We start from the raw sequence: 20648 nt of genomic DNA, 5'->3' as shown, positions 1-20648 counted from the left end.
GGTAAGGCAATGCCGTTCCTGGCAGGAGAAACGCTCACCGCGGCAGGCCTGATGGGTGCCACCGAGAGGCTGCAGTCGACCGTCAACGTCGTCGCCGGTACGACGACCAGCACGACGTACACCAGCACACTGACGGGCACCACCGCGGCGACGCTGGCGTTCGTAGCACCGCCAAGCGGTCGGATCAGGGTGACCATCTTCGCCGCCCTGGACAACTCCGCGGCCAACTACACCGTCGCTAGCTACAGCATCAGCGGTGCTGCCGGTGGAGTCGCCGCCAACGACGACAAACAGATCTACGCCAACGGCACCGACGAGGGCAGCAGGGCACGCCCGACCATCGTCACCGGCCTCACGCCGAACGCGGCAGGCCTGATCACGATGGAGTTCAAGGTGTCCGGCGGCACGGGCACGATCAACCACCAGCAGATCAGTGTCGAATACCTGCCCTGATCGGTCCACATCGCGCACAACCATTCCTCCCATTCCGTTGCAGCACAAGACGATTCGAGGAGGTGTGGGTGGGTGACGTGGCGACGCTGCTCCAAGCGGTCGGCGGCCTCATCACGGCGGCGGCCGGTGCGTTCGTCCTCGTATGGACGACGGTCCGCAGCTCTAAGAAAGAGCGGAAAGACGCAGCGGAGCGCGCGATCGAGAAGCTCGCCGTCGCATCGGAAGACGGCGACATCACTCCGGACGAACTGGCGGATGTGCTCAAGGAACTGCGAGGGGGTGAGGAGCTGTGACGCGGATCGAGCGGGTAGTTGACGATGCGGCGAACGACGCACGTGGTCGACACCGCGGACTGTGGATCGGCTTCCTTGCCGTACTCGCCGGCCTCTTGCTGGCAGGCCTCGCGATCGGCCGCCAGGACGGGAAGATCGATGATCTCGGCCAGCAAGCGTCCGACAATGCCAGAACCGCCCAGCTGCTCGCCGAGCAGGTGCAGAAGCTGGGCGGCGTACCAGTTGTTCAGCCGCCGCAGCCACAGCAGCCCGTCCAGGGTGAACCTGGACCAGCAGGCCGCGGCATTGCCGGGACCGCGCTGATCGGCGGCAGATTGTTGATCGCGTTCGACGACGGCACCAGCCGTGATGTCGGCCCAGTAGTCGGCCAGCCGGGCAGCTCAGGCCCTCCCGGTCGTGGCGTCGTAGGCACCGCGATTGTCGGTGGTCGGCTGGTCGTGTCCTACTCGGACAGCACCACCGAGGACGTCGGCCAGGTCGTCGGCACCGATGGCGACGACGGCGCGCCCGGTCGCGGCGTCACGTCGGTCGAGGCGGTCGACGGCAGGTTGGCCGTGACCTTCAGCGACGGCACCCGCCAGGACGCCGGGCCTTTGCCCGCGGGGCCGCCCGGTGCGCCGGGGCGCGGGGTCCAGCGTGCGGAGGTCGTCGACTGCAGGTGGCAGGTGACCTACACGGACGGCACCACCGAAGACGCGGGCAACGCGTGCACGACCGAGACGGTGACGCCGTCTCCCACCACCGGCGGGCTGTCGCTCCTGCCGTCGAGGAGGTAGCCGTGGCCGTCCTGGACGTAGTGCGCGGAGTCGACGTCTCGCGCTTCCAGAAGCTAATCGACTGGCTGAAGCTCCCGAAGAACCGGGACTTCGCCTACCTCGGCATGTGGGACTGGAAGAACGCCGTTGTGGACGGCTTTCTCGCCCGCAACATCGCGGAGGCGGACAAGGCCGGCAAGACCATCGGCGGCTACTACCGAGTCGATCCGACCCGATGGACGGCGGAGCAGGAAGCTCGCCGGATGGTGGACCTGCTCCGGCAGTACGGCCTCGATCAGCCAGGGCGCTTGATCCCGTGTGCGGACATCGAGCTCACCAACACACCTGGTGACAACGCGGTCAACTGGCCGGAGTGGACGCGCGCGTTCTTCGCGGCGTGGCGGTCTCTCACCGCGATGCCGTTGATCATCTACTCGTCCGGCTCGTGGTTCCGGTCGCTGCTCGGCGGCACTGCGGACTGGCCGCCGTGGGTGCGCTGCTGGGTCGGCCACACGGCGAAGTACTCGGACCCGCCCGGCCTGCCTGACGAGGAGTGGGCGGGCAAGACACCGCACGAGTCAGATCGCGCGGTCATGCACCAGTACTCCCACACCGGGCGGCTGCCCGGTGTCGAGGGGGACGTGGACCTCGACGCGCTGATGCCGGGCGTGCGCCTGGCCGACATCACTCTGCAGGCCCAAGGAGGAAACATGGTCTGGCTGCCGAAGGCCAAGCGCGTCAACCTCGGCGCGAACGTGGCCGGCGGGCCGTACGACGACGTGCGCAAGCCGAAGGTGTGCTGGCACTTCACGCAGGGCTCATCCCTCGCCGGTGCACGTGCGGCGTTCGCTGCGTACCCGCCACACATCGGCTACGACCCGAAGACCCGTGAGCTCGAGCAGTACGTGCCGCTGGACCGGCACAGCTACGCGTTCTTCAACGGTGAAGCCGACGACGAGTACATCATCCAGATCGAGGTGGTCGGCTTCTCGGAGCAGGCGCACCTCATGTCCGACGAGCATGTGCAGAACATCGTGGACGACCTGGTCGACCCGCTCGAGGAACTGATCGGCGTGCCGCCGGTCGTCATCCGGCACGGCTTCCGTGGCGCGGGTGAAGGCATCGTGCTGGCCTCCCCGTCCAGCCCGATCCGCATCTCCCTCGAGGAGCTGCGCGAGTTCTCCGGTCATCTCGGACACCAGCACATCCCCGGTGACGGGCACTGGGACCCCGGCAAGTTCCGCATCGACGAAGTTCTCAAGCGATCCCAAGGAGAAGACGACATGTCGTGGGACACCCCGATCCCGAAGCTGCCCAGCGAGGCCGACCCTCGCACCGAGGCGCCTGCGGGCGAGATGCTCAAGTGGACCAACGTCGCCGCGTGGAAGTCGGCCGATCTCGTCGAGGCGGTCAACACCAAGCTGGACGCCCTGCTCGGGCGTGAAGCCGGCGACATCGACGAGGTAGAGCTGGCCAAGCAGCTGCTGGCGCAGGGCCTCGGCTCGCAGCTGGGCCGCATCGACGAGCAGCAGTTCGCCCAGCTGGTCAAGGCCGTCAACGACGAGGCTGACCGGCGCGAGAAGTACCGCGTCAGCGCGCCCGTCCCGGAGAAGCCGGTGGGCCTGTGATGCGGTACTGGAAGCTGATCTCCGCGCTCGCCGGCACCGTCGTGCTGGCGCTGCAAACCGCGCTCGGCGACGGCTCGATCGACATGCAGGACGTCGTGATCGTCTCGGCTGCGGGCCTCGCGTCTTTCGGTGCGTGGCTCGTCCCTTCGACCACCGCACTGAAGACCATCAAGACGTGGGTGTTCGCCCTCGTCGTCGGCGCTGGCGTCCTCGGACCCGTTCTCGCCGGCGGGGTCACCCCACAGGAGTGGATGACCGTGCTCGTCGCGGTCCTCACCTCCGCGGGCGTGGCCGTCGCGCCCGGCCCGGAACCGAAGTCCGTGGTGATCGAGGGCTCCCACAGCCTCACGACGGACTGACCCCCGGTCTGCCGCCATCATCCCCGTGGCGGCAACACAACGCCCCTCGTTCCCCGGCCTACCCCACGGCCGGTCGAGCGAGGGGCGTTTGTGCTGTTCCTAGAACGTGGGGCAGATGTGCTTGCGCACGGCTGCGAGGATGCGCTCCGCCTTCTCAGGTCCGAAGCCGTTGCTCTGGCCTGGCGCTGTGAAGCGCTTGTTCGTCAGGTCGATCAGCTTGGCCTGGTCAGCGGGGAAGGACTGCACGCTCGAGCACTGGTCTCGGCCCCGGTTGATGGCCTTGTCGGGGTTGTCCTCGTCCACGATGGCGGGGTCGATCGCCCGCAGCTCGTCGAGGTAGGCCTTCACGGTGGCTTCGTCCGGCTTCGGCGGGATCCCCGCGGCGGAGGCAGCGGAGGGTGCGGACGTCGTGTTCACGGCGGCCGGCGCGGTGCTGGTGGCGGGATCGGCTGCAGGTTGCCCGGCGCACCCCGCGAGTCCGAGCATGGCCAGTACCGTCAAGGCGGTGGCGAATCGGGTCACAGCGAACCTCTCGTTTCCGGAGCGGACGGCGTTACGTGCTCTGCTGAGTCGAAGATCCACCCTGTGATCCGCCACTTCAGCGGCCACGGGGATCCGAGTTCGGCCGCAAGCCGATCGGCTATCGGGGTGTCGCTCACTGCCCGTTCCGGATCGCCCGCCACGCGCTGCTCAGCCCCTTGGCCTTGGCGAGCATCTGCATGACCACGTCGTACATGGCGGCGTCGTGGTCCTCGAGCTGGTCGAGGTAGACGTTCGCTCGAGCGAGAGCGATCGGGTCCGGGGGGAGTATGGAGATCAGCGGCCACACCGTGTCGCAGTGATGGATGATCTCGGCCTTCGCCGCGTCCGTGAGCTGCGCAGTCACCTGAACCTCCAACCTGGAACCAAGGTGGAGCTCAGGAGACTCGGGTCACCGAGCTCCACCTTGGGACGACGCCGGCCAGTGCCCCTGTCGGGGAGGTCCAGGGCTCTGACCGGCTGCTTCGGCCCGGTCGGCGGTGCGTTGCGAGGCGCGGGAATTCCGCCGACCGGGGACTGCGGGGCGGAGGGCCAAGCCGCGAGACGCGCCCGGACTCGAGCGACCTGGACCCTCCGCGCACGGTGGCGGTTGTAGCGGGGCGTCACGGCCAGAACGGCAACCAGCAGACAGCCCATCGAGATCCACCACCCGACCATGTGCGCCTCCCGTTCGCTGAGGCCTGCCCCACGCAGGTGTTCACCGGGCTGGTGTCTGCTGCGTAGGGCAAGCACCCCGCTCCCGCGTAGGGGTACGCCGCTCACCTAGTAGTGGCGACGTGCGTGAAGCGGGGCCCGCCCCGCCGTTGACCTGTGAGAGTGCGGCGGGGCGGGCTGCCTCCCGCCGCCGTCCGGCGGGTGCTCAGGAAACATAGCGCAGGAATTTCCTGCGGGCATTGCCGCAGAAGGGTGAACCGCAGGAAACACGGTTGAGCGCGGGTGCAGGATGGTCACGCACATCGACGCCACGGAGGACTGAATGAGCGGCAAGCCCGGCCCGACGATCCGCAGATGGCAGCTCGGTCACGAACTTGCCGAGCACCGCGCCGCTGCCCGCGTGTCGGCTAAAGATGCGGCTGCCGAGATCGAAGTGACCGCCGGAACGCTGTCGAAGATCGAAGGTGGCAGGCAATCGATCAAGCCGATGTACGTGAAGCTTCTCGCGATGCGGTACGGCTTGTCCGACGAGAAGCGGGATGAACTGCTGGGCTTGGCGCACGAGGCGAATCAGCCGGGCTACTGGGTGACCTATTCCAAGCTGGTGCCCGACTGGTTCCGCCTGTTCCTCGGATACGAGCACGACGCGTCCACGCTTCAGGCGTACGAATCCGAGTTGGTGCCAGGTCTGCTGCAGACGCCCGACTACATCCGCGCCATTCTGCTGGCGGGCAACCCGACCGCCACCGATGAGTGGCTGGCGAATCAGATCGAGCTGCGTTTGCTGCGTCAGCAGACGTTGATCGACGCGAATCCGCCGTCGTTCCACGCGGTGCTCAACGAGGCCGTTCTGCTGCGTCTGGTTGGCGGCAAGGATGTGATGACCGCCCAGCTTCGCGCTCTCGCCAAGGCTGCGGAGCAGCACACGATTCAGGTCCTGCCGTTCTCCGCTGGTGCGCACCCGGCCATGACGGCACCGTTCCTTCTCCTCGGCTTCGACGAGGAGCCTCGGATGAACACCGTCTATCTGGAGAACGGTCGCGGCTCGCTCTATTTGGATCGAAAGAGTGACCTCGACAGCTACAGCGCCAAGTTCGAGCAGATCACGCGCCTGGCGCTCAGCCCTGAAGACAGCCTCTCGCACCTGGTTTCATTGACCCGCAACCTGTGAGAGTGCGAAGGAGGTACGGGATGACCCCGGACCTTGCGGGAGCGGCGTGGCGCAAGTCGAGCCGCAGCGGAGTAGAAGGCGGCAACTGCGTGGAGGTCGTCGCCGGCGTCCGTGCCGTCCGTGACAGCAAGAACCCGGCAGCGGGTGCCCTCCGCCTTGGCGAGGGTGCCGCCGCCGCGTTCATGACCGCGGTGAAGGCGGGCACGTTCGACGCCTGACCGCAGACGAACGAAGGGGTGAGCCGATGACTACTCGGCTCGCCCCTTCCTCACATCTCAGGAGCACCTGGGATGCCTGGTTCGGGCCAGACTACGCCCTCCAGTGCGTGCGCTTGGAGCTCTCGCAGGTGGTCGATCAGCTGGCTGATCTGCCGCGGCGAGAACAGGACGGTGTCGTCGGTCCTGGCGTACACCCCGATTAGCTGGTCTGGCGTGACATCCAGGACCAAGGGAACGTCGGCACCTGCTGGCGTGATGCCGCGGACAACTCGACGCTTGGATTTCACCGGCGGCCCCACCCTCGAATGATCATCGGCTGACGGTAGTCACGGGGTGCGTCGCCACGTCGGATGTGACTCCGGCGCGGATGGCCTAATCCGCGATGGCTGTTCCGTCTCTGTTCCGTGAGGCACCCAACGGGTACTCATCACAGCCAACTCTGCTCAACAGGAAATGCCTGATCAACACCGTTCCGTGAGGGATAGCTGCAGGTAGCTGACGTGAGAGGCAAAGATCGTGCACGTCTACGACCTCTCGTACGCGGTCGAGTACGGGTGCGAGTACCGGCTGCGCGCCGAAGAGGTCGAGAAGGCGGAAGAGGCCTGATCTCCGTAGTGTGAGAGCGCTCTCACGAAATCCGCAACCCGTTGATGATCTTGTTGCCGACCCTGTGCTCAGAATTGTCGGGGGTGTAGGGCATGCTGGGGCACAGGTGTTCGATTGGGGAGGCAGCGCGATGGCGAAGAAGAGCGGGCTGTCGGTGGAGGACGTCGCCGATCTGCGCGCGCAGTTGGACGAGGGCACTCAGCCGATGGTGTGGTTCACGGCGGCCGCGGTCGGCATGGAGGAGGGCAGGTCGGCGAAGCTGCTGGCCGTCACCGATCCTCCCGAGGGCGACTTCATCCAGGTCCGGCCCACGGGCTCGAAGGACGAGATGTCGTTCGGCCTGGCCGAGCTGACGCTGGAGAAGCCCCCGCCCCGTAAGAAGCCGGCCACCCCGCCCCCTGCGGCGCCGGAGCCGCCGCGCGAGACTGAGATCATCCACCCCTACGTCCCGGAGGCGCCGGTGAAGCCCGCGGCCCCCAAGCCGAAACCCGCGCCCGCTGCCGTCGAGCAGGCGCCGCCGAAGCCCGCCCGCAAGCCCGCGGCGAAGAGCGCCGCCGTCCCCGAGGTCACCGTCACGCTGGTGACGACGGGCGAGGGCGAGTGGTCCGTGGAGGTGCTGCAGGGCACCCGCAGGGCGGTCAAGCCGACCCCGGTGCCGCCCGCCGCCGTGGCCCAGGCGGCGAAGCTCCTCACGCCCGAGGTGGCCGAGATCGTCGAGGGCGTCCTGAACGCGGCGCGTGCCCAGCAGCTCGCCCGGGTGGAGCAGTTGCGCGCTGAACTGGAGGCAGCCCAGAAGGCCCTGGAAGACCTGGGCGCGTAGCGGTATCACGCGCTGCGACTCCCCGGTGGTAGTCCCCACGCGTTCGGGTGAGGGGGGTTCCCAGGGCTGGTGGTGGGGCGGACCGTGGGGTGCGCGGATGTCCCGCGGCAGGTCCGGCTTGGAGGACGGGGAGGCCCTGATGGGTACGTGTGGGTGCTGTTCCGGGTGCACGGGTCCCGGCTGCGGCTGCTGTTCCAGCTGCTGACACGGTGTTTCGGGCGGGGAGCCCTCGTCGCGTCGAGGTCACGCGAAGGGCTCCCCGCGCCATGTCCGAAGGCTCGGGGCGAGACCGTGAATCGTCCTGCCCGGACCTGGGTCAGGGCGGGCAGACGGTGCCGTTGGACGGCACCTTCGCGTCCACCAGGTAGTCCCGCACCGCCGTGGTGGCACATCCCGACAACCCCAGGGCGCCGTGCCCGCTGCCCTGCCACGCGACCAACGCCGACCCCGGCAGCCGCTGCGCCGCGTGCTCGGTGCCGGGCGCGGGGGTGGAAGCGTCGTTGGCCGTGCTCAGGACCACGATCGGCGGCGCGCTCTTGAGCGGCTCGACCTTCTCGGCCTTCGGTGGCACGAACGGGTTGCAGTGCAGCAGTTGGCGGGCGAACAGGGCCCCGAACATCGCGTGCTTCGACTGCCAGTCCGCGGTGAGGGCCTTGACCCGGTCCGGCGGGATGCGGGTGGAGGTGTCGTTGCAGCCGATGATCAGGCCCGCGTCGAAGCGCGGCGGGTTCTCGTCCAGGTCGTTGACCAGCGGGTCGAGCAGGGCGAACAGGCCCGTGCTGTCGCCGGCGCGGGCCTTGACCAGGGAGTCGGCCAGCGCCGGCCACTTCGCGCGGTCGGCGAGGCCCGCGACGATCGCGTTCAGCGCCGAGCCGGGGGTGAGGTCGAGGTACTCGCCGCGCACGCGTCCGGACCGCAGCTGGGTCAGGAGAGCGGCGACGTCCTCGCGCGGGTTCGCCAGGGCGCAGCCGCGGGTCTTGCAGTCGCGGGCGAACGCGTCGAACGTCGCCTCGGCCGCCACGGCACGGGACTCGAGGACGCCGACCTGGTCGAGCGCCGGGTCGGGGGCGCCGTCGAGGACGGTGCGGCCGATGCGGTTCGGGTAGCGCTGCGCGTAGGTGGTGATGACGCGCGAGCCCTCGCCGAGACCGATGGCGTTGAGGCGCTCGGAGCCGAGGAACTCGCGGAGCCGTTCGAGGTCGGCGGCCGCGCGCCACGAGTCGAACGCGGTCAGCCTGCCCTCGAGGTCGAGCACGCACTCCTGCGACGCCTCACCGGCGGCGACCACGAGGTTCGACTGCTCGGTCTCGGCCGGGTCGTACTCCATGAGCAGCGCGCGCGTCGCCGGCGGCACGCACGACATGCCGTCCGAACGGCCCGTGCCCCGCCGGTCCATGCCGATGATCGTGTACGTGCTGAGGACGTCCTTGGGCAGCGCCGCCGCCAGCCGCGCGGCCTTCAGCGTGCCGGGCTCGCCGCCGGGGTCGTTGACGACGACCAGCGCGCTCTTGCCCGTGCCGACGCGGGTCAGCGCGATGCCGAGCTGGCCGCGGCCGGGACGTCCCGGCGGGTCGAGCACGGCGGTCATGCGCGCGCATTCGTACCTCAGGTCGCCCTGGGGAGCGTCCGCGCCGAAGCGGTCCTTCATCTGCTCGTCGCACTGGGACCACTGCAGCGAGTCCGTCTTGTACTCGCCGAGCGGGGGCACGGGCTGGGGTCCTGCGAGCGCGCTCTGGTCGACGGGCTGGTTCTCCTCACCCCTGACCGCGATCACCGGCCGGTTCGAGGGACCCGCGCTGCACGCCGTCAGCACGCTCACCGCCACCAGGGCCAAGGCAGCGCGACGCACAGATTTCCTCACTCTCATCCACACTCCGGGAGCCTGAGCCTCGCACGGCACAGGTGAATTGAAGGTGAGACAGGATGGGGGCATGGACCACGCTGATCGGCTGCCTGCGGCCCGTCTCCTGGGCGGCGTCCCGCCGACGGCGCTCGTGCTGCTCGGCATCGTCAGCGTGCAGGTCGGCGCGGCGTTCGCGAAACAGCTGTTCGCCGTCGCGGGCTCGGCGGGCACGGTCACGTTGCGCCTGGTCATGGCCGCGTTGATCCTCGTCGCGATCTGGCGCCCGTCGCTGCGGCTCGACCGCCGCACGCTGATCACCGTCCTCACCTACGGCGCGGTGCTCGCCGCGATGAACCTCTGCTTCTACGCCTCGCTCGCCCGCATCCCGCTCGGCGCGGCCGTCACGATCGAGTTCCTCGGGCCGCTCGCGGTGGCGATCGCGGGCTCCCGGCGCTGGCTCGACGGCGTGTGGGTGCTGCTCGCGGGCGTCGGCGTCGTGCTGCTCACCGGCGTGCAGGGCGGTCTGCTGTGGACGGGTGTGCTGTTCGCGCTGGCCGCGGGCGCGTGCTGGGCGGCGTACATCCTCGTGACGGCCAAGCTCGGCAGCCAGACCACGGACGGCAGGGGCCTGGCGCTCGCGATGGTGGTCGGGGCGGTGATCGCGGTGCCGTTCGGTGTCACGTCGGCCGGCACGGCGATGCTCGACCCGCTCGTGCTCGCGGCCGGGTTCGCGGTCGCGCTGATGTCGTCGGTGGTGCCGTACTCGCTGGAGCTGGAGGCGTTGCGCCGCATGCCGCCGCGCGTGTTCGGGATCCTGATGTCGATGGAACCGGCGGTCGCCGCGGTCGCCGGTCTGCTGCTGCTCGGTGAGCAGCTGAAACCCGCCCAGTGGCTCGCCGTCGGCTGCGTCGTGATCGCGTCGGTCGGCGCGACGAGGTCGGCCAGGCCAGACGTCTAACGGGCTTTGAGCTCGCCCTTCAGCACCGAGGCCACGTCGTAGCGGGCGGGGATCTCCAGCTGGTCGTAGCGGCACGACAGCGGTTCGCGGTCCGGCCGCCACCGCGCGAACTGGCCGTTGTGCCGCAGCCGCACGGGGTGCTCGCCCTCGGTCTGGGTGTAGTGGATCTCCAGCACGCGCTCGGGCCGCAGCGCCACGTACTCGGCCTGCTTGCCGCGCCACCGGTTGATCTCACCGGGGATCCGCTGGCCGGAGACGGGACCCGCCCACGGGTGGTCGTCGGCCGTGGTGATCAGCGGCGCCAGCTCCTCGGCCAGCTCACGCCGTTCCGCGGCCTTGAACGACCCGCAGACGCCGATGTGGTGCAGCACGTCGTCCGAGTCGTAGACGCCGAGCAGCAACGACCCGACCGCCGTGCCGGGCTCGGTGTCCTTGTGCCAGCGCAGGCCCGCGAGCACGACGTCGGCGGTGCGGGCGTGCTTCACCTTGATCATCGAACGCTTGCCCGGCGTGTACGGGCCGTCCGACGGCTTGCCCATCACCCCGTCGAGCCCGGCGCCCTCGAACAGCGTGAACCACTGCCGCGCCGTCTCGGCGGACGTCGTCGCGGGCGTCACGTTCAGCCCCGGCAGCTCCAGCAACGCCTCGCGCCGCGCGACCGTCGGCGACTCCAGCAGCACCTCGGACCCGAGCGCCAGCAGGTCGAACGCGACGAACGTGGCCGGCGTCGACTCCGACAGCAGCGCCACCCGCGAGGCCGCCGGGTGGATGCGCTCGGACAACGCGTCGAAGTCCAGCTCCTCGTTCTTCGCGACCACCAGCTCCCCGTCGACGACCACGCGGTCGGGCAGCACGTCGAGCATCGACGCGGCGACCTCGGGGAAGTAGCGGTTGAGCGGCTTGCCGCTGCGCGACTGGAGCAGCACCTCGTCGCCGGAGCGGAACACCACGCACCGGAACCCGTCCCACTTCGGTTCGAAGAACAGGTTCGCGTCGTCCGGGATGCCGTCCACGGCCGTGGCGAGCATCGGCTGCAGGGGTGGCGTCAGCGGTAGGTCCACGCGCACATCCTGCCTCTTCAGCTGGAATTCCGCCGCTGATAACGCAGCAGGAGCACGTCGTCCGCACGCAGCACCGACGCCAGAGCAAGGTCCACGGGCGGGACCACCGGGCCGTGCGCGATCCGCGAGGCGTCCCCGGCCGCGAGCACCGGCGCGACGGTCAGGTTCAGCCCGTCCACCAGCCCCGCGGCCACCATCGACCCGAACAGGCGGGGCCCGCCCTCGAGATCGATCCGGTGCAGCCCGCGCGCCGCGAGCTCGGCGACGGCCACCTCCAGGTCGACCTCGGTCTCCCCGGCGACGACCACGTCCGCGGGCAGCGCGGGCATCCGGGCCGCCCCGGTCGTGATCACGATCGGCGGCACCGCCGTGTCGGTGAACAGCGGCAGGTCCGGCGTGAGGGATCCGCTCGCCGTGACCACCGCGATCGGCAAGGGCCTCGCGCGCCTGGCACCTCGGTACCCCTCGGCCAGCACGGTCCCCGCACCCACCAGCACCACGTCCGCGAGTTCGCGCCCGAGCAGGTAGATCTTCCTGTCCGCGGGGGAGCCGAGCCCGGCCGACCGCCCGTCGACCGACACCGCACCGTCCACGCTGGACACGAAGTTCGCGGTCACCCACGTGCGGCCCGGCGGGTAGGCGTAGAGCGACTCGAGTGCTGTGTCGGTCATCTCAACGCCCGGTGAGGGCCACAACATCTCCACTGGGCCATCCCACCACGCGGATAAGCTCCCCGGCATGCGCTTGTCCGACCGGGATCCCCAGATCAGTCCAGACGAGCTGATCGAGAACCTGGTGCCGCCACCGAGGTTCGACACGGTCAGCTTCGACACCTACATCCCCAACCCGGACGAGCCGTCCCAGGCCGCCGCGGTCGAGGCCGGCCGCCTGTTCGCCGCGCGGGTCGGCGCCCGCCGCAGGAAGTGGTCGCTCTTCGGCTCGCGCGACGACGAGCCGGGCAAGCTCGGCCTCTACCTCGACGGCGGCTTCGGCGTCGGCAAGACCCACCTGCTCGCCTCGCTCTGGCACGCCGTCCCCGGCCCGAAGGCCTACGGCACGTTCGTGGAGCTGACGAACATGGTCGGCGTCCTCACCTTCCCGGAGGCCGTGAAGCGGCTCTCGGGCCACAAGCTGCTCGCGATCGACGAGTTCGAGCTCGACGACCCCGGCGACACCATGCTCGTGACGCGCCTGATCAAGGAGCTGATGGCGGCGGGCGTCCACATCGCCGCCACCTCGAACACCCTGCCGGACAAGCTCGGCGAGGGCCGCTTCGCCGCCGCCGACTTCCTGCGCGAGATCCAGTCGATGTCGTCGAAGTTCGACGTCGTGCGCGTCGACGGCCCGGACTACCGCCACCGCGGCCTGCCGGACGCCCCCTCACCGATGTCAGACGGTGAACTGGTCGTTAGAGCCTCTAACACCGACGGGTCGACGCTCGACGACTTCGACGAACTGTGCGTGGCGCTCGCCCGCATCCACCCGTCGAAGTACGGCAGGCTGCTCGACGGCGTCAGCGCGGTGCACCTCAAGGACGTCAAGCCGGCGCCCGACCAGAACGTCGGCCTGCGGCTCGTGGCGTTCGGCGACAGGCTCTACGACCGCGACATCCCGGTGGCGGTGTCGGGGCAGCCGCTGTCGGAGCTGTTCACCGACGAGATGCTGCGCGGCGGCTACCGCAAGAAGTACCTGCGGGCGGTGTCGAGGCTCGTCGCGCTGAGCCGTTGAACATCATCACCGGATCCAATGGCGTGAGATCCGGCTGAGGCGAGTTTGACACCCCCGGTGTTCGAGTATCCACTGGATGCGGGCGGGAATGCTGACGTCCCGACGCCCTCCGGAGGCACTGATGCTGAGTGAAGCCGAACGCCGCTCGCTCCAGGAGATCGAGCAGCGGTTGCTGGCGGACGAGCCGAGACTCGCCCGCACGATGAGCCGAGGGGTCCGTCCCTGGCTGTTCTACGGACTGCTGCTCGTCTTCGGCGGCCTCACGGTGCTGCTGACGGTGATCGGCGCGTTCGGCCCCGCCTTCCAGTGCCTGCTGGTCACTGCCGCGGTGCTGGTGTTCCGCAGGTACCCGCTGCGCATCCGGTAGCGAAACTCGCTGGCTTTCCCGGCCGGAGCCCTCGACCATCTCCGGCGTGGGATACCTGGAAGCGAACGGGCTCGCGTACGCCCTGCCGGACGGCAGGGAGCTGTTCCGCGACGTCTCGTTCAAGGTGAGCGGCGGGACCGTGGTCGCGCTCGTCGGCGCGAACGGTGTCGGCAAGACGACGCTGCAACGGATCCTGTCGGGGGAGCTCACCCCGAAGCAGGGCAGCGTGCACGTGCAGGGCGGCCTCGCGGTGATGCCGCAGTTCATCGGCTCGGTCCGCGACGACAGCCTCGTGCGCGACCTGCTGCTCTCCGTCGCTCCCGCCGCGTTGCGGAAGGCGGCGGAGGAGCTCGACGACTCCGAGCTCGCGTTGATGGACACCGACGACGAAGCCGCCCAGATGCGCTACGCCACCGCGCTGACCAGCTATGGCGAGGCGGGCGGGTACGACGTCGAGGTCCTCTGGGACACCGTCACCGTCGCGGCTCTGGGCCTGCCCTACGACCGCGCCCGGTTCCGCGAGGTGCGCACCCTTTCGGGTGGTGAGCAGAAGCGGCTGGTCCTCGAGACGTTGCTGCGCGGCCACGAGCAGGTCCTGCTGCTCGACGAGCCCGACAACTACCTCGACGTGCCCGGCAAGCGCTGGCTGGAGGAACGGCTCAAAGCCACCGACAAGGCCGTGCTCGTCGTCAGCCACGACCGCGAGCTGCTGTCCAACGCCGCCACGCACGTCGTCACGGTCGAGGCGCACTCCGCGTGGACGCACGCCGGCTCGTTCGGCACCTGGCACGCCGCCCGCGCCAAACGCATCGAGAAGCTGCTGGAAGACCATCGCCGCTGGAACGAGGAGCACGAGCGCCTGAAGGAACTCGTGCGCACCCTCCAACAACAGGCCAAGTTCTCGGAGGCGATGGCGCAGAAGTACCGCGTGATGAGCGCGCGCCTCCAACGGTACGAGGACGCCGGCCCACCACCGGAGATCCCCACGGACGAGAAGGTCCACCCACGCCTGAAGGGCGGCCGCACGGGCGTTCGCGCGATCACGTGCGAGCAGCTGGAGCTGACCGGCCTGATGAAACCGTTCTCACAGGAGATCTTCTTCGGCGACCGGGTGGCGGTCCTGGGCTCGAACGGCTCCGGCAAGAGCCACTTCCTGCGCCTGCTCGGCGGCGACGAGGTACGCACCTCGGGTGCGTGGAAGCTCGGCGCGCGCGTCGTGCCCGGCCTGTTCGCGCAGACGCACGAGCACCCGGAGTGGCTCGGCCGCACGCTCGTCGACATCCTCTGGCACGGCGAGGGCCGGCGCGCCGGCAAGGACCGCGGTGCCGCCATGTCGGTGTTGCAGCGCTACGGCCTGCACCACGCCGGCGACCAGCGCTTCGAGAACCTCTCCGGCGGCCAGCAGGCGCGGTTCCAGATCCTGCTGCTGGAACTGTCCGGGGCGACGTTGCTGCTGCTCGACGAGCCGACCGACAACCTCGACCTGGCCTCCGCCGAGGCGTTGCAGAACGCCCTGAACGACTTCGAGGGCACGGTCGTCGCCGTCACGCACGACAGGTGGTTCGCCAAGTCGTTCGACCGGTTCCTGCACTTCCGCGCCGACGGCAAGGTGTCCGAAGTGGACGAACCGGTCTGGACCTAGGGCGCCCTAGAGCTCCCAGGAGACGAAGGCGCCGTCGTCGACCGACCCGCCCGCCTTCTTGTAGGTGGCCTGCGCCGCCGCGTCGCCCGCGGCGGTGCCGGTCCACATCGCGTAGCAACCCCGTTCCACCGCAAGGGTTTTCAACGCCTCGACCAGCGCGGTGCCGATGCCGCGCCGCAGGAACGCGTCGTCCACTCCCAGCTCGTAGAGGAACATCTCGGTGCCCTTGTCCGGGTGCGTGGTCTCCACCCCGGACACGAACCCGGCCGGCTGGTCGCCCACGTACGCGATCAGCAGGTGGCTGTGGTCCTGCGCCAGGAACCGGGCGGTCGCGTCGGGCCGCGGCGGCGCGTCGAACAGGTGCGCGGCGGCGAACACGTCGTCGGCGGAGGCGGCGCGGCGGATCTTCATACCGCCAGGTTAAGCATGCTCGGCGTTGATCTCCGTGCGGTGGAGGCGCTGGCGTGTCGGTCGACGCCCGCAGCGAACGCCCTCGGTGCGGGCAGGTGGGGCGAGCCGCCCGGCGGGCCGGGTCGAGCGGGGTGAGCCGCTCCCGGCGTTCGGCGGACCCCAGGTACCGAGGTCACGAGCGACAGCGCCGCTCGCGACCCCCGGACGCCGTCCCGCCCGGCCGCCCAGGTCGTCCCGCGTCAGCGGTCCTCGACGAGCGCGGGCAGCTTCCCGTTCTTGACGAGCCTCGTCAGCTCCTCGTGGTCCGCCTCGGTCTGGTCGGCGTAGTCGAACGCGTACTTCGCGAAGGCCTCGTCGAGGTCGTTGCCGCCGCCGTTCTGGAAGTACCCGGCCAGCAGTCGCGGGTCGAGCGACCTGGTGTGCGCGCGGGCCAGCAGCGCGCCCGCGAAGCGGCCGTAGTCGTCGAGGTCGTCGCGCTTGAGGGTGGTCGCGTCGATCTCGCCCTTGCGGTTGCGGAACTGCCGCACGATGAAGTGCCGGCCCTCGATCGTCGTCCAGCCCAGCAGGATGTCGGTCTCCGCCTGGACGAGGCGGGCGCCGTGCACGATCCGCTTGCCCTCGTGCTTGGCGGGTTCGACGTCGAGGAACGGCTGCAGCGCCGACGGACGCGCCTCCTTGGCCTGCAGGACCAGCGCCTCGGAGCCGTTGCCGTGCAACAGGACCAGGTAGTTGCGCAGGCCGACGCTGCCGGTGCCGACGACGCGGAACGCCACGTCCGACACGCCGTAGCGCATGATCAGGTTGGTCCGCGACTCGCGCAGGGTGTCCACGTAGGACGGCAGCGCGGCGATCACGGCCGCCTTGGTCGGGGGAGTGGCCTCGGTGAAGGTCGGCGGGTTGGTGACGAACCGCCACTTCTCGCCGTCGTGCGCGGTCCACTTCGCGGCGAACCTCGCGCTGGTGTTCTTGCGCGACTTCTCGGCGGCCTTGGAGAAGTCGTTGATCAGGTCGTCGGCCTTCACCTTCGACAGCGTGGACTGGTCGCCCAGCGCGGTCCACGAGTCCATGAACGGCATCTCCGCGAGGCGCTTGATCACCGCCCGGTAGGCGCTCACCGCGTCCTCGGCGGCGTCGCGGCACCCCTTGTCCGACACGCCGCCGACGCGGCCCGCCAGCACCAGCGAGGCGACGAGCCGCTTGAGGTCCCACTCCCACGGGCCGGGCAGCGTCTCGTCGAAGTCGTTGATGTCCATGACGATCTGGCCCTCGGGCGTGCCGTAGAGGCCGAAGTTCGCTGCGTGTGCATCACCGCACAACTGAGCGTGAAGGCCGGTCGCGCACCCGGCGGCGAGGTCGCCCGCCTGCAGTCCCGCCGATCCGCGGAAGAACGCGAACGGGTTCTCGAGCATCCGCCCGACCCGCAACGGGATCAGGTGCTCCAGCCGGCCCTCGTTGCTGGCGCGCAGGAACTCCAGCACGGACGGGCGGGACGGGGCCAGCGACATCGCGCGGTGCGCCTTGAAGTCCACTGAGGACCGCAGCGCGCGTCCCTCGGCGTAGACCTCTTCCGGCTCAACCCATCTGCCCAGAGCGGCAGCGGCCTGCGCGCGCACCCGTTCACCCATACGAGTCATGATGCCCGCAGCGGACGGGCAACGTGACCCGTCCGCCGCATTTGTGACCTAGGTGAGGACCAAATTCCCCCTAAACAGGACGAACGACCTCAGCGATCGCCCGCACGCCCAGGTCGATCTCGTCCCGCGTGATCACCAACGGTGGCGCGACGCGCAACGTCGACGCGTGCGTCTCCTTGCACAGCACCCCGCGCGTCGCCAGCGCCTCGGACGCGGCACGGCCGACCGGGCCGCCCGGCGCGATCTCGACACCGGCCCACAGCCCGCGCCCGCGCACCTCGGCCACGCCGTGCCCGACCAGCTTGCCCAGCTCGGCGTGCAGGTACGCGCCCATCGTGCGCGAGCGTTCCTGGAACTCGCCCGTGGCCAGCAGCCGCACGACCGCGCGGCCGACGGCGCAGGCGAGCGGGTTGCCGCCGAACGTCGACCCGTGCTCGCCCGGCTTCAGCACGCCCAGCACCGCGCGCGACCCGACCACGGCGGACACCGGCAGGATGCCGCCGCCCAGGGCCTTGCCCAGCGTGTAGAGGTCCGCGCGCACGCCCTCGTGGTCGAGCGCGAACAGCTCGCCGGTGCGGCCGAGCCCGGACTGGATCTCGTCGGCGATCATCAGCACGCCGTGCTCGTCGCACAGGCGGCGGATCCCGGCCAGGTACCCGGCGGGCGGCACGACGACGCCGGCCTCGCCCTGGATCGGCTCCAGCAGCACGGCCGCCGTGCGAGGGGAGATCGCGGACTCGATCTCGTCCAGGGCGCCGTACTTCACGACCTTGAAGCCGGGCGTGAACGGGCCGAAGTCGTTGCGCGCCGTCTCGTCGGTCGAGAACGACACGATCGTCGTCGTGCGGCCGTGGAAGTTGGAACCGGCGACGATGATCTCGGCGGTGCCCTCCGGCACGCCCTTGACCTGGTAGGCCCACTTGCGGGCGACCTTGATCGCGGACTCGACGGCCTCGGCGCCGGAGTTCATCGCGAGGACCATCTCGGTGCCGGTGAGGTGGGCGAGCTCCCGGCAGAACAGGCCGAACTGGTCGTGGTGGAACGCGCGGCTGGTCAGCGTCACGCGGCCGAGCTGCTCGACGGCGGCGGCCACCAGGGCGGGGTGGCGGTGCCCGAAGTTGAGCGACGAGTAACCGGACAGGAAGTCCAGGTAGCGGCGGCCCTCGACGTCGGTGACCCAGGACCCCTCGCCGTGCGAGATGACCACCGGCAGCGGGTGGTAGTTGTGCGTGCTCCACTCCTCGTCGAGTGCGACGTAGTCCGCGCTGGTGGTGGTGTTGTGCTCAGCGATGGCGGTCATCCTCCAAGGCTAGGGGCCGGAACAAGCGATTTCAGCCGCCAAGCATTGCGCACGGCCTCAGTTCGTTGCGTAGATTCACCAATCCGTGGTGATGTCTTGCTCAGCAGGCGGACGGCGCGGTGAATCGCTACGGTCTGATGATGGCGAAGAAGTCGGTGCGCGACGCCCTGCGGCTCGACGAGGTGGACCTCTCCACCCTCGACCCGGCCGGTCGGCCGATCGGCCCCAGGAACAAGAAGGAGGCGGCCGAGGACCTGGTCGCCACCGGGGCCGAGCTGGAAGACCTCCAGGAGGCGCTGTACGCGGAGGACACCCGCGCGGTGCTGCTGGTGCTGCAGGGCATGGACACCTCCGGCAAGGGCGGCGTGGTCCGGCACGTCATGGGCCTGGTGAACCCGCAGGGCGTGCGCATCGCGTCGTTCAAGAAGCCGACGGCCGCGGAACTGCGGCACCACTACCTCTGGCGCATCCGCAAGGCCCTGCCCGACAAGGGCCACATCGGCGCGTTCGACCGCTCGCACTACGAGGACGTCCTCGTGCCCAAAGTAGAGCGCCTCATCACGGCGGCCGAGGTGCGGGGGCGTTACAAGGAGATCAACGCGTTCGAGCAGGAGCTCGCGGACTCGGGCATCACGCTCGTGAAGTGCTTCCTGCACATCTCGCCCGAGGTCCAGAAGGAACGGCTGCTCGCGCGCCTGGACGACCCGAAGAAGAACTGGAAGTACAACCCGGCCGACATCGACGTCCGGTCCAAGTGGTCGAAGTACCAGGACGCCTACACGCAGGCCCTGAAGAACTGCCGGGACACGCCCTGGTACGCCGTCCCGTCGGACCGCAAGTGGTACCGGAACTGGGCGATCAGCCGGTTGCTGCTCGAGACCCTGCGCGAGATGGATCCGAAGTTCCCGCCGCCCGCCTACGACCTCGAGGCCGAGAAGGCCCGCTTGGTCAACAACGACCCGTTGCGCTAGCTGCAATCTTGATTGCGCCTATTGCCTGCCCGCAGTGGTCTGGGCCAGTGTGGAGTGCGCCGCCGCCGAAGAGAGTATCCCGGAGGTGCGGACGTGGGTGTGGACCGGCGACGTTTTCTCGGAGCCATGGGCGTAGGAGCGGGACTGCTGATGACCGGAGGGACCGCTGAGGCGGCTGCCGCCACGCGGAGAGTGTTCTTCGGCGCCTACACGACGTGGAGCGGGGGCGCCAAGGGCATCGGCACCGGCACCTACGACACCGTCACCGGGCAGCTGAAGACGACCGGCGTGATCACGGGCGTGGTCAACCCGTCGTTCGTGATCGAGTCGAAGGACGGCAGGTTCCTCTACGCCGTCAACGAGAACACCACCGGCGAGGTCACCGCGATTAACGCCGTCACGCTGAAGGTGATCAACAAGCAGCCGACCGGTGGCGCCGACCCGTGCCACCTGACGCTCGACCCGTCCGGGAAGTTCCTGATCACGGCCGACTACTCGTCCGGCTCGCTCAGCGTCTTCCCGGTCAACGCGGACGGCAGCCTCGGTGCGCGCACGCAGAAGGTGCAGCACAAGGGATCGGGCCCGGACCCCGACCGCCAGGAGGGCCCGCACGCGCACCACGTCGTGTTCGACCAGGCCGGCCGGTACGCGGCCGCGGTCGACCTCGGCGCCGACTCGGTGTTCTTCTACTCGTTCACCGGCGGGCGGCTGACGCAGGTCTCGCAGGCCGAGGTCAAGCCGGGTGCCGGACCGCGCCACATCGCATTCCACCCGGACGGCAAGACGGCGTACGTCGCGAACGAGCTGGACTCGACCATCGTGACCTGCGCCTACGCCGACGGGAAGCTGACGCCGGGCCAGGTGCTGCCGACCGCGCCGGTCGGCGGGGTGAAGAACTACCCGGCCGAGGTGCTGGTCTCGGGTGACGGCAAGCACGTCTACCTGTCGAACCGCGGGCACGACAGCGTCGCGCATTTCGCCGTCGGCGGCGCCGGGCTCACGCTCGTCGGCACCACCCCGGTGGGCGGCAAGTACCCGCGGCACATCACGTTCGACCCGTCCGGGACGTTGTTGTTCGCCGCCAACCAGAACTCGAACAACGTCACGTCGTTCAAGGTGGACAAGGCGACCGGGAAGCTGACTCCGTCCGGCACGCCGCTTCAGACCGCCATCCCGGTCTGCGTGCTGCCCACACGTCTGGGTTAACGCCCTACAAGTCGATCGTCCACAGTGGTA

At 69.5% G+C, this 20648-nt stretch carries 22 protein-coding genes; 14 read left to right on the top strand and 8 right to left on the bottom strand.

Annotation, left to right across the window (positions count from 1 at the left end; genetic code table 11):
- Window positions 1-9 precede the first annotated feature (9 nt).
- The 5 genes from BMY74_RS34785 to BMY74_RS34770 all read left to right on the top strand — a co-directional run bounded on the left by BMY74_RS34785 (window position 10) and on the right by BMY74_RS34770 (window position 3488).
- A complete protein-coding gene (locus BMY74_RS34785; RefSeq protein ID WP_089923071.1) occupies window positions 10-453 on the top strand; it encodes a hypothetical protein in 444 nt (147 codons plus the stop codon).
- A gap of 68 nt (window positions 454-521) precedes the next feature.
- Complete coding sequence (locus BMY74_RS34780) at window positions 522-746, top strand: hypothetical protein (protein WP_089923069.1); 225 nt, start codon at window positions 522-524, stop codon at window positions 744-746.
- Window positions 743-1522: a hypothetical protein gene (locus tag BMY74_RS45415; protein ID WP_177230075.1), complete on the top strand. Its 780-nt coding sequence runs from the start codon at window positions 743-745 to the stop codon at window positions 1520-1522. The genes BMY74_RS34780 and BMY74_RS45415 overlap by 4 nt, the downstream gene beginning before the upstream one ends.
- 2 nt (window positions 1523-1524) lie before the next feature.
- A complete protein-coding gene (locus tag BMY74_RS34775) occupies window positions 1525-3129 on the top strand; it encodes a glycoside hydrolase family 25 protein (protein ID WP_177230074.1) in 1605 nt (534 codons plus the stop codon).
- Window positions 3129-3488, top strand: a complete 360-nt coding sequence (locus BMY74_RS34770; RefSeq protein ID WP_089923065.1) for a hypothetical protein — start codon at window positions 3129-3131, stop codon at window positions 3486-3488. Before BMY74_RS34775 ends, BMY74_RS34770 begins: the two co-directional genes overlap by 1 nt.
- Before the next feature lie 99 nt (window positions 3489-3587).
- Here BMY74_RS34770 and BMY74_RS34765 read toward each other — a convergent pair whose 3' ends face one another.
- Together BMY74_RS34765 and BMY74_RS34760 are read right to left on the bottom strand one after the other, a co-directional pair.
- On the bottom strand, window positions 3588-3974 hold the full coding sequence (locus tag BMY74_RS34765; RefSeq protein WP_143091816.1) for a hypothetical protein: 387 nt from the start codon (window positions 3972-3974) through the stop codon (window positions 3588-3590).
- Window positions 3975-4143: 169 nt separating this feature from the next.
- Window positions 4144-4374, bottom strand: a complete 231-nt coding sequence (locus tag BMY74_RS34760) for a hypothetical protein (protein WP_089923061.1) — start codon at window positions 4372-4374, stop codon at window positions 4144-4146.
- Window positions 4375-5004: 630 nt separating this feature from the next.
- Between BMY74_RS34760 and BMY74_RS34755 the strand changes: the two genes are divergently transcribed.
- From BMY74_RS34755 to BMY74_RS34740, 3 genes are all read left to right on the top strand, one after another.
- Entirely contained in the window at window positions 5005-5853 is an 849-nt protein-coding gene (locus BMY74_RS34755; protein ID WP_089923059.1) for a helix-turn-helix domain-containing protein, read from the top strand.
- Between the two features lie 20 nt (window positions 5854-5873).
- Entirely contained in the window at window positions 5874-6071 is a 198-nt protein-coding gene (locus tag BMY74_RS34750; protein WP_089923058.1) for a DUF397 domain-containing protein, read from the top strand.
- Between the two features lie 736 nt (window positions 6072-6807).
- A complete protein-coding gene (locus BMY74_RS34740) occupies window positions 6808-7497 on the top strand; it encodes a DUF6319 family protein (RefSeq protein ID WP_089923052.1) in 690 nt (229 codons plus the stop codon).
- 316 nt (window positions 7498-7813) lie between these two features.
- On the opposite strand, the gene BMY74_RS34735 is transcribed toward BMY74_RS34740, so the two are convergent.
- Window positions 7814-9346 carry an alpha/beta hydrolase gene (locus tag BMY74_RS34735; protein ID WP_245786522.1) on the bottom strand — a complete coding sequence of 511 codons (1533 nt, stop codon included), beginning with the start codon at window positions 9344-9346 and terminating at the stop codon, window positions 7814-7816.
- An 82-nt stretch (window positions 9347-9428) separates the two neighbouring features.
- Between BMY74_RS34735 and BMY74_RS34730 the strand changes: the two genes are divergently transcribed.
- Window positions 9429-10298, top strand: a complete 870-nt coding sequence (locus BMY74_RS34730) for an EamA family transporter (RefSeq protein WP_089923051.1) — start codon at window positions 9429-9431, stop codon at window positions 10296-10298.
- On the opposite strand, the gene BMY74_RS34725 is transcribed toward BMY74_RS34730, so the two are convergent.
- Window positions 10295-11359: an ATP-dependent DNA ligase gene (locus tag BMY74_RS34725; RefSeq protein ID WP_089923050.1), complete on the bottom strand. Its 1065-nt coding sequence runs from the start codon at window positions 11357-11359 to the stop codon at window positions 10295-10297. The two genes, BMY74_RS34730 and BMY74_RS34725, sit on opposite strands and share 4 nt — an antisense overlap.
- Before the next feature lie 17 nt (window positions 11360-11376).
- Window positions 11377-12030, bottom strand: a complete 654-nt coding sequence (locus BMY74_RS34720) for a dihydrofolate reductase family protein (RefSeq protein ID WP_245786521.1) — start codon at window positions 12028-12030, stop codon at window positions 11377-11379.
- A gap of 67 nt (window positions 12031-12097) precedes the next feature.
- Between BMY74_RS34720 and zapE the strand changes: the two genes are divergently transcribed.
- The 3 genes from zapE (at window position 12098) to BMY74_RS34705 (ending at window position 15096) form a co-directional block, all read left to right on the top strand.
- Window positions 12098-13087 carry a cell division protein ZapE gene (zapE, locus tag BMY74_RS34715; protein WP_089923044.1) on the top strand — a complete coding sequence of 330 codons (990 nt, stop codon included), beginning with the start codon at window positions 12098-12100 and terminating at the stop codon, window positions 13085-13087.
- A gap of 121 nt (window positions 13088-13208) precedes the next feature.
- Window positions 13209-13454 (top strand): DUF3040 domain-containing protein, encoded by a 246-nt coding sequence (locus tag BMY74_RS34710; protein ID WP_177230072.1) that lies wholly within the window; start codon window positions 13209-13211, stop codon window positions 13452-13454.
- A gap of 46 nt (window positions 13455-13500) precedes the next feature.
- Entirely contained in the window at window positions 13501-15096 is a 1596-nt protein-coding gene (locus tag BMY74_RS34705) for an ABC-F family ATP-binding cassette domain-containing protein (RefSeq protein WP_089923040.1), read from the top strand.
- Window positions 15097-15102: 6 nt separating this feature from the next.
- On the opposite strand, the gene BMY74_RS34700 is transcribed toward BMY74_RS34705, so the two are convergent.
- From BMY74_RS34700 to rocD, 3 genes are all read right to left on the bottom strand, one after another.
- The gene (locus BMY74_RS34700) at window positions 15103-15507 is read right to left on the bottom strand and encodes a GNAT family N-acetyltransferase (RefSeq protein ID WP_089923037.1); all 405 of its coding nucleotides are present in this window, start codon (window positions 15505-15507) and stop codon (window positions 15103-15105) included.
- Between the two features lie 239 nt (window positions 15508-15746).
- Window positions 15747-17132, bottom strand: a complete 1386-nt coding sequence (locus tag BMY74_RS34695) for a DUF2252 domain-containing protein (RefSeq protein WP_089923035.1) — start codon at window positions 17130-17132, stop codon at window positions 15747-15749.
- Window positions 17133-17211: 79 nt separating this feature from the next.
- A complete protein-coding gene (gene rocD, locus BMY74_RS34690; protein ID WP_089923032.1) occupies window positions 17212-18441 on the bottom strand; it encodes an ornithine--oxo-acid transaminase in 1230 nt (409 codons plus the stop codon).
- A gap of 140 nt (window positions 18442-18581) precedes the next feature.
- Between rocD and BMY74_RS34685 the strand changes: the two genes are divergently transcribed.
- A complete protein-coding gene (locus tag BMY74_RS34685) occupies window positions 18582-19412 on the top strand; it encodes a PPK2 family polyphosphate kinase (protein ID WP_089923300.1) in 831 nt (276 codons plus the stop codon).
- A 150-nt stretch (window positions 19413-19562) separates the two neighbouring features.
- Window positions 19563-20618 carry a lactonase family protein gene (locus tag BMY74_RS34680; protein WP_245786520.1) on the top strand — a complete coding sequence of 352 codons (1056 nt, stop codon included), beginning with the start codon at window positions 19563-19565 and terminating at the stop codon, window positions 20616-20618.
- The last annotated feature ends 30 nt before the right edge of the window (window positions 20619-20648 follow it).

It is taken from the genome of Lentzea albida (genome assembly GCF_900111005.1).
In the GTDB taxonomy this organism is placed as follows: domain Bacteria; phylum Actinomycetota; class Actinomycetes; order Mycobacteriales; family Pseudonocardiaceae; genus Lentzea; species Lentzea albida.
This window is presented reverse-complemented; position numbering and strand designations above follow the sequence as displayed.